Raw genomic sequence first — 16,916 nt, 5'->3', positions numbered from 1 at the left:
GGGATTCCTCATTTCAATATAGCGATCGTCGCGCAATTTCAGCGGCAGGGCAAGGAGGTTGATATCTATCAGAATTGTCTGCTTATCCTTACGACCTCAAAAAAGCAGGTTATGCTAAATAGTGTTAGGCGGATGTTTTAGCCTGTTATAAATCGAGGTTTGAATAGCATTAATTGCTAAAGGAGAATAATCATGAATAAGACAGCTGCAATCATTTCTGCCTGTGCGTTTACTTTTGCCCTGAGCGCGTGTTCTGGTAACAACTACGTGATGCACACCAACGATGGTCGTTCTATCGTTTCGGAAGGGAAACCGACTACCGATAATGATACCGGGATGATTTCGTACAAAGATGCTAACGGGAACAAGCAGCAGATCAACCGCACGGACGTGAAAGAGATGAAAGAGATCGAGCACTAACGGATCGCAGGCGAAAAAAAAGCACCGCAAATTGGCGGTGCTACATTAATCACTATGGACAGACAGGGTAAATGTACAGGAAGTGAAAAATTGGTAGCGTTGCTACCGTGGTCTGAATCGCAGACCAATTGCAAACACAACAACACAACATCACAACCGTAAGCCAAAAGCCCTTCAGAACACGCATTCCGAAAAAAGCTCTTCGTTCCGGCTCAGGAAGTGCCGCCACTATAGGTATTTGCTGGTAGTTCCTCAACGGACAAATTATAATGGCTCAGATAAAAAAAACTAATAGGTTAAACGTTGTTTCCTGTTTGTTAAAATCCGTTAACATCTAAGCCAGATAACCATGTCAAAGCGATTGCCACCCCTCAATGCATTACGTGTTTTTGATGCAGCAGCACGTCACCTGAGCTTTACCCGCGCAGCAGATGAGCTTTTTGTGACACAGGCCGCAGTAAGTCACCAAATCAAGTCTCTGGAGGATTTTCTGGGCCTTAAGCTGTTTCGTCGACGCAACCGTTCGTTGCTGTTGACCGAAGAGGGGCAGAGCTATTTTCAGGATATTAAAGAGATTTTTTCCCAGCTTACGGAAGCGACGCGTAAGCTGCAGGCTCGCAGTGCAAAAGGTGCCCTGACTGTCAGTTTATTGCCCAGTTTTGCCATTCATTGGCTGGTGCCCAGACTCTCAAGCTTTAACTCAGCTTATCCGGGGATCGACGTTCGAATCCAGGCGGTAGATCGCCAGGAGGACAAGCTGGCCGATGACGTGGATGTCGCCATTTTTTATGGTCGCGGTAACTGGCCGGGCTTGCGTGTTGAGAAATTATACGCAGAATATCTCCTGCCGGTCTGTTCTCCCCTGCTGCTAACAGGTGAAAAGGCGCTGAAGTCACCCGCTGACCTGGCTCAGCATACGCTTTTGCATGATGCCTCTCGCCGCGACTGGCAAACTTATACCCGTCAATTAGGTCTTACACATATAAACGTGCAGCAGGGACCCATCTTTAGCCACAGTGCGATGGTGTTACAGGCTGCCATTCACGGGCAGGGCGTGGCGTTGGCGAACAACGTCATGGCGCAGTCCGAAATTGAGGCAGGCCGCCTGGTTTGCCCTTTTAATGATGTACTGGTCAGCAAGAATGCGTTTTATCTGGTTTGTCATGACAGTCAGGCAGAACTGGGTAAAATAGCCGCCTTCCGGCAGTGGATACTGGCGAAAGCGGCAACCGAGCAAGAAAAATTCCGCTTCAGGTATGAGCAATAACGTTTGTGTGCCGGGCACGCATCAATTCAGGACTTAAACATGACCAGCCGATTCATGCTGATTTTTGCCGCGGTGAGTGGCTTTATTTTTGTTGCACTGGGCGCCTTTGGCGCACATGTATTAAGCAAGTCTTTGGGCGCAGTAGAGATGGGCTGGATCCAGACCGGCCTTGAATATCAGGCGTTCCACACGTTGGCGATTTTTGGGCTGGCGGTGGCGATGCAGCGTCGCATCAGTATCTGGTTTTACTGGAGCAGCGTGTTTATGGCGCTGGGTACCGTGTTGTTCAGCGGTAGCCTGTACTGCCTTGCGCTCTCACATCTGCGCCTGTGGGCGTTCGTTACACCTGTCGGCGGCTTCAGCTTCCTGGCGGGTTGGGTATTAATGTTTATCGGAGCTATCCGTCTGAAACGCAAGGGCGTTGTTCATGAATAAGGTTGTTTTATATTGTCGCCCGGGGTTTGAGAAAGAGTGCGCCGCGGAAATTACCGATAAAGCGGCGAAGCGCGAAGTCTTCGGCTTTGCCCGCGTAAAAGAAAACGCGGGCTATGTGATATTCGAGTGCTATCAGCCTGAAGATGCAGACAAGCTGGCACGCGAGCTGCCGTTCAGCTCGCTGATCTTCGCTCGCCAGATGTTTGTTGCGGGGGAGCTGCTGAAGGATCTTCCGCCGGAAGACCGCATCACGCCAATTGTCGGCATGCTGCAGGGCGTGGTGGAGAAGGGGGGTGATCTGCGCGTCGAAGTGGCGGATACCAACGAAAGTAAAGAGCTGATGAAGTTCTGCCGTAAGTTCACCGTGCCGCTGCGTGCGGCGCTGCGTGATGCGGGCGTGCTGACAAACTACGAAACGCCGAAGCGTCCGGTGGTGCATATCTTCTTTATCGCACCGGGCTGCTGCTATACAGGCTATTCGTACACCACAAACAACTCTCCCTTCTTTATGGGCATCCCGCGTTTGCGCTTCCCGTCCGATGCGCCAAGCCGTTCCACGCTCAAGCTGGAAGAGGCGTTCCACGTCTTTATCCCGGCAGATGAGTGGGATGAGCGTCTGGCAAACGGCATGTACGCCGTCGACCTTGGCGCGTGCCCGGGCGGCTGGACCTATCAGCTGGTGAAACGCAATATGTGGGTATCATCCGTTGATAACGGTCCAATGGCGCAAAGCCTGATGGACACCGGACAGGTCACCTGGCTGCGTGAAGACGGTTTCCGCTATCGCCCGAACCGTAACAACATCTCGTGGATGGTGTGCGATATGGTTGAGAAGCCGGCAAAAGTCGCCGCGCTGATGGCCTCCTGGCTGGTGAACGGCTGGTGTCGTGAGACCATTTTCAACCTCAAGCTGCCGATGAAAAAGCGCTATGAGGAAGTGTCGCAGAACCTGGCGTACATTCAGGAACAGATGGACGAAAACGGTATTAACGTGGAGATCCAGGCGCGTCAGCTGTATCACGACCGTGAAGAGGTGACGGTGCATATTCGTCGCTGGTGGGCTGCGGTCGGCGGACGTCGCGACGAGCGATAGTGCGCGCTTTGTTTTGCCCGGTGGCGCTGCGCTTACCGGGCCTACAAAACCCTAAAGTCGCTTTAACGTTCTAACCGCAGCTGCTGTAAATTGCCGTCCAGCTGTAAATCCGTCTGTAGCGTTGCGATTTCCCGGCAGATAAACGCCATCTCTTTATGCGCCTCCAGCTTCTTGCGCCACTTTTCTGGCACCTCATCCAGACGGGCGTAAATCCCTTCCAGACTCTGAAAATCGGTCAGCAGCTGTGCGGCGCTCTTCGGCCCAATACCGGCGACACCCGGAACCTTAGAACTGCTGATGCCTGCCAGCCCCCAGTAATCCGGCAGTTGCTCAGGTGAGACGCCGAACTCGCTGGCAATAAACGGCGCGTCCAGCCAGCGTTTTTGAAAATAGTCGCGAATGCGGATAGTGGGCGAGAGCAGCTGGCAGTAGCCTTTGTCGGTTGAAACGATGGTGGCCTGATGCCCGGCACTTGCCACCTTTACGGCCAGGGTGGCCGCGAGATCGTCGGCTTCGTTTCCCTGTGCGCCCCAGCAGGGGACGCCCCGCTGTTCAAATGCAGCGCGCAGCATGGGCAATTCAGCGTGAAGATCGTCCGGCATCGGTGCGCGTCCGGCTTTGTAGTCCGGCAGACGCTGGTGTCGCCAGCCCGTGTTGCGGGCTTCGTCATCAAATACCGCGACCGCGTGGGTGGGTTCACTGTGGCGGATAAGCTGTTCCAGCGCGTGCAGACAGGTGTCTTTACAAGGCGTCCCCTGTACCGCATGGATACGGCGGATCAGGTTAAGAGCATCGACGATAAGTAAATGAACGGCCACAGATAATCTCCCTTCTATCTAATGCGTGAAGGGTAACACTGTCAGCAGCGTGAAACTATGAATGGTGGGGAAAACAGGAAGAAGCCTCGCAAAACGAGGCTTCCTGAGAGGCTTAATCGCAGGTCACGATCTTCATCGCCAGGCCGCCGCGAGAGGTTTCACGGTATTTGGCGTTCATATCTTTACCGGTTTCGTACATGGTTTCGATAACCTTATCGAGACAGACGCGCGGCTCGCTGGTGCGGCGCAGCGCCATACGTGCCGCGTTCACCGCCTTCACGGAGGCAATCGCGTTACGTTCGATGCACGGCACCTGTACCTGCCCGGCAACCGGGTCACAGGTCAGTCCCAGGTTATGTTCCATGCCGATTTCCGCAGCAATGCACACCTGTGTCGGGCTTGCACCCAACAGTTCGGCCAGACCCGCCGCCGCCATGGAGCACGCCACGCCGACTTCACCCTGACAGCCCACTTCCGCACCGGAAATGGACGCGTTCATCTTATACAGCGAACCAATCGCACTGGCGACCAGCAGGTAGCGTGCCAGTGAGTTCGCGTTCACTTCACGGATAAACTTGTCGTAGTACGCCAGCACCGCCGGAACGATACCGCAGGCACCGTTAGTCGGCGCGGTGACCACACGGCCCCCTGCGGCGTTCTCTTCGTTTACCGCCAGTGCGAACATGTTGATCCAGTCTACGACGGCCATCGGGTCCGTTGTCGTTTTGTCGGTGCTCACCAGCATGCGGCGCAGCGCTGCAGCACGACGCGGCACGCGAAGCTTGCCAGGCAGAACGCCTTCGGTGGTGATCCCACGCTCAATACCGCCGCGCATCACTTCCCAGACGTTAGTGAAGTGCTGTTCGAGCTCTTCTTTGCTGTGAAGTGCCAGCTCGTTTTTCATCATCAGGCCGGAGAGGGAAAGACCCGTCTCCTGGCAGTGACGCTGAAGATCCGCCGCCGTTTTGTACGGATACGGCACCTCGACAGAAGCGTTATCGGTTTGACCAAAGTGGTCTTCGTCGACGATAAAACCGCCGCCGATAGAGTAATACGTCTGGCTGTATACCGCTTTGTCGCCGGCCAGCGCGGTAATGCGCATGCCGTTTTCGTGCAGCGACAGGTTGTCCGCATGGAAATTCATGCAGTGGTCAACCGGGAATTCAACCTCATGCTCACCGTTCGCCAGCAGCAGGCGACCGTGGGTGTTCACATCCTGGATGAAGCCAGGGATCGCATCAATATCAACGGTATCCGGCAGATTTCCCGCCAGGCCCATGATAATGGCGATATCGGTATGGTGGCCTTTCCCGGTCAGGGAAAGCGAGCCGTATACATCGACAACCACGCGGGTAATGTCATGCAAGATGCCGCGTGCAATCAAGTCATCCGTGAACTGCTTACCGGCTTTCATTGGTCCGACGGTGTGAGAGCTGGAAGGACCAATACCGATTTTGAAGATATCGAATACGCTAATCATGATGCGTCCATTGCTTTCAGTCAGAGAGGGAGGAGTGCGCCGTCCGAAGACGGCGCGGGTGATAATCAGAACATGGTGTACAGGGAGTAGAAGATCGCAGAGATTGCGATAAGACCCATGATAACCACAAAGACGTTGCTCACATGACCGCTGTACTTGCGCATAGCAGGGACTTTCTGAATCGCGTACATCGGCATCAGGAACAGAATCATCGCGATAACCGGGCCGCCCAGGGTTTCAATCATGCCCAGGATGCTTGGGTTCAGCGTTGCTACCGCCCAGGTGGTGAGCAGCATAAACAGTGCAGTGATTTTGTTCAGCTTGTTGATTTCAATGCTCTTGCCTTTACCGCGCAGAGATTTAATCACCATACCGTTGAAGCCTTCACGTGCGCCGAGGTAGTGGCCCAGGAAGGATTTGGTGATGGCGATAATCGCGATGATAGGCGCCATCCACGCAATGACCGGTGCGTTAAAGTGGTTTGCCAGGTAAGACAGAATAGAGATGTTCTGCTCTTTCGCTGCCGCCAGATCCACCGGGGAGAGGCTCAGTACGCAGCTGAAGACGAAGAACATCACGGTCAGTACCATCATGATGTGAGCGCGTGCCAGGATGCTGGAGCACTTCTTCTCTGCGCCATTACCGTACTCTTCACGTTTCGCAACAGCGAAAGAGGAGATGATTGGGGAGTGGTTGAAGGAGAACACCATTACCGGAATCGCCAGCCAGAGGGTCATCAGCAGGCCGTTACCGGTTACCGATGCGCTGCCCAGGGACAGGGTTTCCAGCGCTGCGCCGTTCCACTGTGGGATCAGGTAGCAAGCCAGCACCATCAGAGCAATAACGAACGGGAAGACCAGTACGCTCATTGCTTTCACAATCATCTGCTCACCGAAGCGCACGATGGTCATCATGCCCACAATCAGGATCAGAGACAGAATCGCACGCGGAGGCGGCGTCATGTGCAGCTGGTGCATCATGAAGCTTTCAACGGTGTTGGTGATCGCCACGCTGTAGACCAGCAGAATCGGGTAAATCGCGAAGAAGTAGAGCAGGGTAATCAGTTTACCTGCGCCAACGCCGAAATGCTCTTCAACAACTTCAGTGATGTCTTCGCCCGGGTTCTTACCGGACAGCACGAAGCGGGTCAGACCGCGGTGTGCAAAGAAGGTCATCGGGAAAGCAATGATAGCCATAATGATCAGCGGGATCAGACCGCCGACGCCTGCGTTGATAGGAAGGAACAGTACACCAGCGCCGATTGCCGTGCCGTAAAGGCCAAGCATCCACATGGTATCCGTTTTGCGCCAACCACTTCGGGATTCAATCGAAGCAACGGTGCTGGTTTGAGTGGTTTCCATCTATATCTCCTGGAGGAAGCGAATTGTCAGGTTTTTTAGTCAAATCCGATGAAAAAGTGCCTGACGGTAATATGAAATTCGTTCAGTGACGGTTTTTTAATAATTTTCACCCGTAACTATTGGCGGGCGGAAAGATACATTCTAGTTATGAATCTATCAGTGATCCTGATCCCAAATGCAATAATCCACTTATGATGTGGGCATCTTTAGACCATTTATCTGTTAAAAAAACATCAAAGAGAATTTACGGGCGCGAAGGCTACCACCAACGACATGTGAGCTGAAAGACCGACCCGTGATATAGGTGTCTTTAGCTGTAAAGAATTGGGTTTTTAGGATTTTCTGGCGGGTAATTTGGATTAAGGCTGATAACTTACGGTTGTAAAAATGAGGTAATCGTTTGCGTTTGTGAATAGTTTGTAAAAGACATAAGTGATGCCTATGAATTGCTTCGGTAAAAAAAAACCGGGACGCGCGAGAGGGCGACCCGGTTTTGATGAGACGCTGCTAAGCGTTAGGTGCAGATTTCGTAGCAAGGAATGTAGGCGGAGCCTGGCAACTTCATGCGGTGCTGGGCGACGAAGCCCTGCAGCATGTCGTCCATACGGCGCATCATCTCCGGGTCGCCGTGGATCTTGTACGGGCCGTACTGTTCAATGGCGCGGATGCCCATCTCTTTGACGTTGCCCGCCACAATCCCGGAGAAGGCACGACGCAGATCGGCCGCCAGAACTTCCACCGGCTGGTCCGGGTAGAGTTTCAGGTTCGCCATATTTTCATGCGAAGGCTCGAACGGGATCTGCAGGTCCGGCGCAATGCGAATTGACCAGTTAAAACTGTACGCATCGCCGGTATCGCGACGGTTCTCCTTCACCAGCGGCATCGCTTTTTTCATCTGGCGCGCCACCTCTGCGGCATCGTCAATGATGATGCGATAGTGACGACGCGCGGATTCACCCAGCGTGTGCACGATAAACTCGTCCAGCACGCGGAAGTAGTCGGCGCTCTCTTTTGGCCCGGTCAGGATCAGCGGCAGAACCTGATCTTTGTTAGCCGGGTTCATCAGAATACCAAGCAGGTAGAGCAGCTCTTCCGCTGTCCCCACGCCGCCCGGGAAGATGATAATGCCGTGGGCGATACGGACAAACGCCTCAAGACGCTTCTCGATATCCGGCATGATAATCAGCTCGTTAACCAGCGGGTTAGGTGGCTCAGCGGCGATAATTGACGGCTCGGTCATGCCGATAAACCGCCCCTCTTTATAACGCTGCTGCGCGTGCCCCACTGCGGCACCTTTCATTGGCGCTTCCATCGCACCCGGACCGCAGCCGGTACAGATGTTCAGCTCGCGCAGTCCGAGCTGCGTTCCTACCCTACGGGCATAAAGGTATTCGGTTTCGTTAATGGAGTGACCGCCCCAGCAGACGACCATGTTCGGCGCTTCACCAACGTGCAGGGCGCGGGCGTTACGCAAAATGGAGAACACCAGGTTGGTAATATGGACCGAGCTTTCCAGGTCGAGATGCTGGAAACGGCCTGCGTTGTGGATCTGCCCGTTAACAAACAGGATGTCACGCAGCACGGCAAACAGGTTAGCCTGAAGTGAACGAATGATGCGCCCGTCGACAAAGGCCTCTTCCGGCGGGTTGATGACTTCAAGCTTCACGCCACGCTCGCGGCGCAGCACGTTGATATCAAAGCTTTCGAAGCGGGACAGCAGTTCTTTACTGTTATCTGTCAGGCTTCCGGAGTTCAGTACGGCAAGTGAACAGTTACGAAACAGTTGATAAAGATCGCTGCTGGCCGTGCGCTTAAGCATGTCCACTTCCAGCTGCGACAACATATCCATTGAGCCAAGCGGGCTAATATGTGTAATCAAGTGAGCTCCTTACGGGACGATTATCGTCTTTCCCTGTTGATTACAATAGCCCTGCCGCGTGACGTTTCACAACCTAAAGCGCGGAAGATACCGCGCATATTGTGAAAATATTTATATTATTGACGCACCAGCCGTCCCGTCGCAGGCACAAAATCGGTGTTGGTGCGCCACGGGTTGATGTCCAGTCCGCCGCGGCGGGTGTAGCGCGCATAAACGCTCAATTTTTCTGGCTGGCAGAAACGCTGAATATCGCTAAAGATACGCTCCACGCACTGCTCGTGGAATTCGTTGTGATGGCGGAACGACACCAGGTAGCGCAGCAATTTTTCCCGGTCGATTTTCGGGCCGCGGTACTGGATCTGCACCGAGCCCCAGTCCGGCTGGTGGGTGATCAGGCAGTTGGATTTCAGCAGATGGCTGACCAGCGTCTCTTCGACCACCTTTCCGCTCGCCGCGTTTTCGAGGTAATCGGCGCTGAATTCATAATTCTCCACCTCGATATCCTGATCGTCGATGCAGGTCCCGTTGAAGTGGGCGACCGGCTGCCCTTCCAGCTCGTGCAGGCGATACAGTGAAACGCTTACCTTTCCCTGCGCGCAGGCGCTTAAATCACGTTCCAGGGTGTGCTGAACGTCATCCCAGCTGTTGAATTTTGTCTGGTTAAAACTGTTGAGATAGAGCTTAAAGCTTTTGGACTCGACGAGATTAACGCTGGCGTAATCCAGCTCAACGTGGCCCACCGCCACCTGCGGCAGACCGCGTGCGTTGAGCCAGGAGAGTTCGTACAGCGTCCAGATATCGCCGCCGACAAACGGCAATGCGTCCGCATGCAGACCCAGAGGATCGCGATTCAGGCTGCGCGGCACGCCCTGCAGCAGGCCTGCATCGTAGGTATCGCGGTAATCGGTCGATTTACCCAGCGTTAAGCCGGTTAACGCATGATGATTTTCGTAAGACATGTTTCATAGCCACTTTACAGGTACACTTATGGGCTGAGTTTATCCTGTCTGACAAGAAGAGAGAAATCGGTGGACATCGAAACTGCAAATGCCCTCACTACCTTCACGACCCGCTATTGCGACGCATGGCATGAAAAGCAGGGCTCGTGGCCGCAAAGTGCTGATTTATATGGTGTACCCTCGCCGTGCATTATCTCTTCGCTTGAGGATTACGTTATCTGGCAGCCGAAGCCCAATACCGGCGAGCAAAATGTAAATGCGGTTGAACGGGCAATGGACATTGTGGTACAACCAGCGGTTCACGCGTTTTATACTACTCAGTTCGCAGGGGATATGCCCGCGCGCTTTGCTGATATCACGCTGACGCTGTTGCAGACCTGGAGCGAAGACGATCTGCAGCGTGTTCAGGAAAACCTGATTGGTCATCTGGTCACGCAAAAACGCCTTAAGCTTTCTCCGACGCTCTTTATTGCCACGCTGGACAGCGAACTGGATGTGTTATCCGTCTGTAACCTGTCAGGTGAAGTGGTTAAAGAGACTATCGGAACCCGCAATCGCGAGACTCTCGCCCCCTCTCTTGCGGATTTCCTCACCCGACTTGAGCCACTTCTGTAATCCATGATGCTATAGCGCGTGTGAGAGATCTCTTACAAGGTTTGTGAGAGATCGCTGGAACATTCAGTATTACCTTATTTAATTCAGATTAATATCACTCTATTTTTCAATAGATTAGTGGTTTATCGCATCGTTTTTAGGGATTTCTTACGGCTTACAACCCCGAAAGGGTGGGTTGTAAGACGAAGCGGAATAGCGGATTCTATCTCCGTCGACAGGACGCCGACACGAGAAACGAACATCAGGATGATGGCGTATCTCACTCAGGACTCGTCAGGATGGCGCTGCAGGAAGGCTTCAGGATGAAGCAAAGTGGATAACGCAGGATGCGTAAGGGACACCTCCAGGAAGGAGAACGAGAGCCGGTCAGGATGGTCGGTGGGTCAGGAAGGCCAGGACGTTTCAGGATGAAACAAACACGTCAGGAAGATGTGTGCAGGATGCAACGGTTTACGGATGACCAGGCCTTCGGGCTTCAGGAAAAGTTGTCACGGATGAGCAGGGAGCACGAATTGTAGCTGGAATGCTGCGGAACGAACCGGGAGCACTGTTTTTACAGTGCTCCCTTTTTTTATTTCTGCCTTCCGCAATGCTATGCTGCGCGCCGTTCACTTTTTCAGTTGAGGTTACTATGACGCAACACGATAGCGTTCGTGCCCAGTTGCACGCCATCGAAGCCCTTTTGCGCCAACATCAGCTGTGGCAGGAGACCGCGCCGCAGCCAGAAGCGTTCGCGAGCACCCAGCCCTTCTGCCTGGATACGCTGGCCCCGTTTGAGTGGCTACAGTGGGTGTTAATTCCGCGCATGCACGCCCTGCTTGAGGGCGGTCACCCGCTGCCGCAGGCGTTTGCTGTCTCTCCCTACTATGAAATGGCGCTCGAGGCGACGCACCCTGCGCGCGACGTGATGCTGGTCGAACTGGAAAAACTGGATACCCTGTTTGCCGGTGACGATGCATGACGCTTGAGATCCTCTATCAGGACGAGTGGCTGGTGGCGGTGAATAAACCGTCAGGCTGGCTGGTACACCGCAGCTGGCTCGATCGTGATGAGAAAGTGGTGGTGATGCAGACCGTTCGCGACCAGATTGGTCAGCATGTTTTTACCGCCCATCGTCTCGACAGGCCGACCTCCGGCGTGCTGCTGATGGGGCTTTCCAGCGAGGCGGGACGCCTGCTGTCACAGCAGTTCGAACAGCACCAGATGCAAAAGCGCTACCACGCTATCGTCCGTGGCTGGCTGACGGAAGCCGCCACGCTGGACTACCCGCTGGTGGAGGAACTGGACAAAATCGCCGATAAATTTTCCCGCGATGACAAAGGTCCGCAGCCCGCAGTGACGGATTATCGCGGCATGGCGACGACCGAAATGCCGGTGGCAACCAGCAAATTTCCGACCACACGCTACAGCCTGGTTGAGCTTCTGCCTAAAACCGGGCGTAAGCACCAGCTGCGACGCCATCTCGCGCACCTGCGCCACCCGATTATTGGCGACAGCAAACACGGTGATTTGCGCCAGAACCGCAGCGCGGCCGAACACTTTGGCTGCCATCGTCTGATGCTGCACGCCAGCGAGCTGAGCCTGACGCACCCGTTTACCGGCGAACCGCTGTCTATCCGTGCCGGGCTGGACGACGTCTGGATGCAGGCGCTGTCACAGTTTGGCTGGCTGGGACAACTCCCCGAAAATGAAAGGGTTGAGTTTGTATCAGGCAACGTTCAGGATGAACGGTAAACGCATTCATTATGGGAAAATATCATGGCTGAAGTAGGCATTTTTGTCGGCACAATGTACGGCAACTCGCTGCTGGTAGCGGAAGAGGCTGAGGCAATACTCGCCAGCCAGGGCCATAAAGCCACGGTCTATGAAGACCCGGAACTGGCGGACTGGCAAAAGTATCAAGATAAATACATTCTGGTGGTGACCTCCACCACCGGGCAGGGCGATCTGCCGGACAGCATCGTGCCGCTGTTCCAGGGCATTAAAGACCAGCTTGGCTATCAGCCGAACGTGCACTACGGCATCATTGCCCTGGGCGACAGCTCTTACGCCAACTTCTGCGGCGGCGGCAAGCAGTTCGATGCGCTCCTGCAGGAACAGAGCGCCCAGCGCGTCGGCGAGATGCTGCTGATTGATGCCGGGGAGCACCCGGAGCCAGAAAGCGAATCAAACCCGTGGGTTGAGCACTGGGCAACTCTCCTTAAATAGTTATCCAGGCCGGGTAAGGCTTAGCCGCTACCCGGCAACGAAGCCGCAGCAAATCCTCAATTCCGTGAACCACCTTCCACTCCCTTGGGCTTATGCCATAAACAACCTCTCATACCCCCTTCAATACTGTGTTTCTGCACGGTGAGAGAACGTGTCACTCCTTCATATACTTTCCCGGTCACTATAAAACGGCTTCAGGCCGTACCAAAACGACAAAACACAAGTCTCATTCTGATTACCCTACCGGTGCTGTACAGAATGAACCAGGCGAAAGCTATGTTTCAGGAGTGCAACAATGAGTACATTAAGCCACGCAGCGAGCAGCGCTGAAAAGCGCACCAACGCCCGCTACTGGATAGTGGTGATGCTGTTTATCGTCACGTCCTTTAACTATGGTGACCGCGCCACGCTGTCGATTGCCGGCTCGGAAATGGCAAAAGATATCGGCCTTGATCCCGTGGGCATGGGTTACGTTTTCTCCGCATTCTCATGGGCCTACGTCATCGGCCAAATTCCTGGCGGCTGGCTGCTGGACCGTTTTGGATCTAAACGCGTCTATTTCTGGTCTATCTTTATCTGGTCGATGTTTACCCTGTTGCAGGGTTTTGTCGATATCTTCAGCGGCTTCGGTATTATCGTAGCGCTCTTCACGCTGCGCTTCCTGGTAGGCTTAGCGGAAGCACCTTCCTTCCCGGGCAACAGTCGCATTGTGGCGGCATGGTTCCCGGCGCAGGAGAGGGGAACGGCGGTGGCGATTTTCAACTCCGCACAGTACTTCGCAACGGTGATCTTCGCGCCAATCATGGGCTGGCTGACGCATGAGGTAGGCTGGTCACACGTCTTCTTCTTCATGGGCGGGCTTGGGATCGTCATCAGCTTCGTCTGGCTGAAAGTGATCCACGAACCCAACCAGCATCCTGGCGTGAACAAAAAAGAGCTGGAGTACATCGCAGAAGGCGGAGCGCTGATCAACATGGATCAGAAATCCGCAAAAGCAAAAGTCCCGTTCAGCCAGAAATGGGCGCAGATCAAGCAGCTCGTCGGCTCGCGCATGATGATCGGCATCTATCTGGGCCAGTACTGTATTAACGCCTTAACCTACTTCTTCATCACCTGGTTCCCGGTGTACCTGGTGCAGGCACGCGGCATGTCGATTCTAAAAGCGGGCTTTGTCGCCTCGGTTCCGGCAATCTGCGGCTTCGTCGGCGGCGTGCTCGGCGGGGTGATTTCCGACTGGCTGATGCGCCGCACGGGGTCACTGAACATCGCGCGTAAAACGCCGATTGTGCTCGGCATGCTGCTCTCCATGACCATGGTGTTCTGTAACTACGTCAATGCCGAATGGATGATTATCGGCTTTATGGCGATGGCCTTCTTCGGCAAAGGCATTGGCGCGCTGGGCTGGGCGGTGATGGCGGATACGGCACCGAAAGAGATCAGCGGCCTGAGCGGCGGTCTGTTCAACATGTTCGGCAACATCTCCGGGATTGTTACGCCCATCGCTATCGGCTACATCGTCGGCACCACCGGCTCTTTCAACGGTGCGCTGATCTACGTGGGTGTGCATGCGCTGGTGGCGGTGCTGAGTTACCTGGTGCTGGTGGGGGATATCAAACGCGTCGAACTTAAACCTGTAGCGGAGCGTGGATGATGACAACGCAATCGAGTCCAACCGTCACGGAGATGAAGGTCATCCCGGTGGCCGGACAGGACAGCATGCTGCTCAATATTGGCGGTGCGCATAACGCCTGGTTTACCCGTAATATCGTTGTGCTGAAAGACAGCGCAGGGAATACCGGCGTGGGCGAGGCCCCAGGCGGAGAGGTGATTTACCAGACGCTGGTCGATGCCATTCCGCAGGTCGTGGGCCAGGAGATCGCCCGTCTGAACAAGGTGGTTCAGCGGGTGCATAAGGGCAATCAGTCGGCAGACTTTGATACGTTCGGTAAAGGTGCCTGGACGTTTGAACTGCGGGTCAACGCCGTTGCCGCCCTGGAGGCCGCCCTGCTCGATTTACTGGGTAAGGCGCTCAATGTTCCGGTTTGCGAGCTGCTGGGGCCCGGCAAACAGCGCGATGCGGTAACCGTGCTGGGCTATCTGTTCTACGTTGGCGATCGCAATAAGACCGATCTCCCCTATCTGGCGCGATCCACGGGCGATCACGACTGGTATCGCCTGCGCCACCGGGAAGCGCTCTCCAGCGACGCGGTGGTGCGGCTGGCCGAGGCGGCGCAGGATCGCTACGGCTTTAAGGATTTCAAGCTGAAGGGCGGCGTGCTGCCCGGCGAGCAGGAGATTGAAACGGCCCGGGCGCTGAAAAAACGCTTTGCGGATGCACGGATCACCGTCGATCCCAACGGCGCATGGCTGCTGGATGAAGCGATTAGCCTGTGCAAAGGGCTGGGGGATGTCCTGACCTATGCGGAAGACCCCTGCGGCGCGGAGCAGGGCTTCTCGGGCCGTGAAGTCATGGCCGAGTTCCGTCGTGCCACCGGGCTGCCTGTCGCGACCAATATGATCGCCACCAACTGGCGTGAAATGGGTCACGCGGTGATGCTGAACGCCGTCGACATACCGCTGGCGGACCCGCACTTCTGGACGCTTTCAGGCGCAGTGCGCGTGGCGCAGCTGTGCGATGACTGGGGGCTGACCTGGGGCTGTCACTCGAACAACCACTTTGACATTTCGCTGGCGATGTTTACCCACGTTGGCGCGGCGGCGCCGGGTAACCCGACCGCCATCGACACCCACTGGATTTGGCAGGAAGGGGAAGCTCGCCTGACGAAAAATCCGCTGGAAATCATCAATGGCAAGATTGCCGTACCGGATGCGCCGGGCCTGGGCGTGGAGATTGACTGGGATCAGATCCATAAAGCCCATGAGGCGTATAAAAAGCTACCGGGCGGCGCGCGTAACGACGCGGGCCCGATGCAGTACCTGATCCCCGGCTGGACATTTGACCGTAAGCGCCCTGTTTTCGGACGTCACTGATAAAAGGATTGAACGATGAGTACTTTTTCTACCCCTGTAGTTACCGCCATGCAGATCGTTCCGGTTGCGGGCCATGACAGCATGTTGATGAACCTGAGCGGCGGGCATGCGCCATTCTTTACCCGCAACATTGTCATTATCAAAGACAATTCCGGCCATACGGGCGTGGGCGAAATTCCGGGCGGGGAGAAGATCCGCCAAACGCTGGAAGATGCCATTCCGCTGGTGGTGGGCAAAACGCTGGGTGAGTACAAAAATATCCTCAACACCGTGCGCAACACCTTTGCCGATCGCGATGCCGGAGGGCGTGGCCTGCAGACCTTCGATCTGCGCACCACCATCCACGTGGTGACCGGGATTGAATCCGCGTTGCTGGATCTGCTGGGTCAGCATCTGGGCGTCAACGTTGCGTCGCTGCTGGGCGAGGGTCAGCAGCGCAGCGAAGTGGAAATGCTGGGCTATCTGTTCTTTGTCGGCGACCGCAGGCTGACGCCGCTGCCTTATCAGAGCCAGCCGGATGAACAATGCGACTGGTACCGACTCCGCCACGACGAGGCGATGACCCCGGATGCGGTGGTGCGCCTGGCGGAAGCCGCTTATGAAAAATATGGCTTCAATGATTTCAAACTGAAAGGCGGCGTGCTGGCCGGTGAGGAAGAGGCGGAAGCCGTCACCGCGCTGGCAAAACGTTTCCCGCAGGCGCGCGTGACGCTGGATCCGAACGGCGCATGGTCGCTTAAGGAGGCCATTGCGATCGGTAAACAGCTGAAAGGCGTGCTGGCGTATGCGGAAGATCCGTGTGGGGCTGAGCAAGGCTTCTCAGGACGTGAAGTCATGGCGGAATTCCGCCGCGCAACGGGGCTGCCGACCGCGACCAATATGATTGCGACCGACTGGCGTCAGATGGGACACACCCTGTCCTTGCAGTCTGTTGATATTCCGCTGGCGGACCCGCACTTCTGGACGATGCAGGGGTCGGTGCGCGTGGCGCAAATGTGCCACGAGTTTGGCCTGACCTGGGGCTCGCACTCTAACAACCACTTCGACGTGTCGCTGGCGATGTTCACGCACGTTGCCGCCGCCGCGCCGGGCACGATTACCGCTATCGACACGCACTGGATCTGGCAGGAAGGTAACCAGCATCTGACTAAGCAGCCGTTTGAGATCAAAGGTGGCATGGTGCAGGTGCCTTCCACCCCGGGGCTGGGAGTTGAGCTGGATATGGACCAGGTCATGAAGGCCAACGAGCTGTATCAGAAACACGGTCTGGGCGCGCGCGACGACGCGATGGCGATGCAGTATCTGATCCCGGACTGGACATTCGACAATAAACGCCCGTGCATGGTACGATAAACGCATTGGGACCGCTCCCAAAAGCGGTCTTTTACGT

16 protein-coding genes are annotated in these 16,916 nt (G+C 55.2%); 11 read left to right on the top strand and 5 right to left on the bottom strand.

Going from position 1 to position 16,916, the window contains the following annotated elements; translation table 11 throughout:
* Positions 1-192: 192 nt before the first annotated feature.
* The 4 genes from KIF87_RS10300 to rlmM all read left to right on the top strand — a co-directional run bounded on the left by KIF87_RS10300 (position 193) and on the right by rlmM (position 3,215).
* Positions 193-420, top strand: a complete 228-nt coding sequence (locus tag KIF87_RS10300; protein ID WP_008499648.1) for a YgdI/YgdR family lipoprotein — start codon at positions 193-195, stop codon at positions 418-420.
* A 349-nt stretch (positions 421-769) separates the two neighbouring features.
* Entirely contained in the window at positions 770-1,687 is a 918-nt protein-coding gene (gene gcvA / locus KIF87_RS10295) for a glycine cleavage system transcriptional regulator GcvA (protein ID WP_023309032.1), read from the top strand.
* A gap of 39 nt (positions 1,688-1,726) precedes the next feature.
* Positions 1,727-2,122, top strand: coding sequence for a DUF423 domain-containing protein (locus KIF87_RS10290; RefSeq protein ID WP_023309031.1), 396 nt, complete (start codon positions 1,727-1,729; stop codon positions 2,120-2,122).
* The gene (gene rlmM / locus KIF87_RS10285) at positions 2,115-3,215 is read left to right on the top strand and encodes a 23S rRNA (cytidine(2498)-2'-O)-methyltransferase RlmM (protein WP_213328664.1); all 1,101 of its coding nucleotides are present in this window, start codon (positions 2,115-2,117) and stop codon (positions 3,213-3,215) included. The genes KIF87_RS10290 and rlmM overlap by 8 nt, the downstream gene beginning before the upstream one ends.
* A gap of 62 nt (positions 3,216-3,277) precedes the next feature.
* Here rlmM and xni read toward each other — a convergent pair whose 3' ends face one another.
* The 5 genes from xni to queF all read right to left on the bottom strand — a co-directional run bounded on the left by xni (position 3,278) and on the right by queF (position 9,712).
* Positions 3,278-4,033: a flap endonuclease Xni gene (gene xni, locus KIF87_RS10280; protein WP_021241892.1), complete on the bottom strand. Its 756-nt coding sequence runs from the start codon at positions 4,031-4,033 to the stop codon at positions 3,278-3,280.
* A gap of 112 nt (positions 4,034-4,145) precedes the next feature.
* A complete protein-coding gene (gene sdaB / locus KIF87_RS10275) occupies positions 4,146-5,513 on the bottom strand; it encodes an L-serine ammonia-lyase II (RefSeq protein WP_023333255.1) in 1,368 nt (455 codons plus the stop codon).
* A 65-nt stretch (positions 5,514-5,578) separates the two neighbouring features.
* On the bottom strand, positions 5,579-6,874 hold the full coding sequence (locus KIF87_RS10270) for an HAAAP family serine/threonine permease (protein WP_213328663.1): 1,296 nt from the start codon (positions 6,872-6,874) through the stop codon (positions 5,579-5,581).
* A gap of 514 nt (positions 6,875-7,388) precedes the next feature.
* A complete protein-coding gene (ppnN, locus tag KIF87_RS10265) occupies positions 7,389-8,753 on the bottom strand; it encodes a nucleotide 5'-monophosphate nucleosidase PpnN (RefSeq protein ID WP_213328662.1) in 1,365 nt (454 codons plus the stop codon).
* 116 nt (positions 8,754-8,869) lie between these two features.
* Positions 8,870-9,712, bottom strand: coding sequence for an NADPH-dependent 7-cyano-7-deazaguanine reductase QueF (gene queF / locus KIF87_RS10260; protein ID WP_213328661.1), 843 nt, complete (start codon positions 9,710-9,712; stop codon positions 8,870-8,872).
* Positions 9,713-9,781: 69 nt separating this feature from the next.
* Here queF and syd point away from each other — a divergent pair, with 69 nt between their 5' ends.
* The 7 genes from syd to gudD all read left to right on the top strand — a co-directional run bounded on the left by syd (position 9,782) and on the right by gudD (position 16,879).
* Positions 9,782-10,327, top strand: a complete 546-nt coding sequence (gene syd / locus KIF87_RS10255; RefSeq protein WP_148768935.1) for a SecY-interacting protein — start codon at positions 9,782-9,784, stop codon at positions 10,325-10,327.
* A gap of 631 nt (positions 10,328-10,958) precedes the next feature.
* Complete coding sequence (locus KIF87_RS10250) at positions 10,959-11,288, top strand: YqcC family protein (protein ID WP_213328660.1); 330 nt, start codon at positions 10,959-10,961, stop codon at positions 11,286-11,288.
* Positions 11,285-12,061, top strand: a complete 777-nt coding sequence (truC, locus tag KIF87_RS10245) for a tRNA pseudouridine(65) synthase TruC (protein ID WP_213328659.1) — start codon at positions 11,285-11,287, stop codon at positions 12,059-12,061. The genes KIF87_RS10250 and truC overlap by 4 nt, the downstream gene beginning before the upstream one ends.
* A 24-nt stretch (positions 12,062-12,085) precedes the next feature.
* Complete coding sequence (locus tag KIF87_RS10240) at positions 12,086-12,535, top strand: flavodoxin (RefSeq protein ID WP_213328658.1); 450 nt, start codon at positions 12,086-12,088, stop codon at positions 12,533-12,535.
* Positions 12,536-12,830: 295 nt separating this feature from the next.
* Entirely contained in the window at positions 12,831-14,186 is a 1,356-nt protein-coding gene (gene gudP, locus KIF87_RS10235; protein ID WP_023309021.1) for a galactarate/glucarate/glycerate transporter GudP, read from the top strand.
* Positions 14,186-15,526: an enolase C-terminal domain-like protein gene (locus tag KIF87_RS10230; RefSeq protein ID WP_213328695.1), complete on the top strand. Its 1,341-nt coding sequence runs from the start codon at positions 14,186-14,188 to the stop codon at positions 15,524-15,526. Before gudP ends, KIF87_RS10230 begins: the two co-directional genes overlap by 1 nt.
* Before the next feature lie 15 nt (positions 15,527-15,541).
* The gene (gudD, locus tag KIF87_RS10225; protein WP_213328657.1) at positions 15,542-16,879 is read left to right on the top strand and encodes a glucarate dehydratase; all 1,338 of its coding nucleotides are present in this window, start codon (positions 15,542-15,544) and stop codon (positions 16,877-16,879) included.
* Positions 16,880-16,916: the final 37 nt, after the last annotated feature.

Source organism: Enterobacter sp. 120016 (genome assembly GCF_018383635.1).
Lineage (GTDB): Bacteria > Pseudomonadota > Gammaproteobacteria > Enterobacterales > Enterobacteriaceae > Enterobacter > Enterobacter asburiae_D.
The sequence above is the reverse complement of the archived record's forward strand: the minus strand, read 5'-3'. Positions and strand labels throughout refer to the sequence as shown.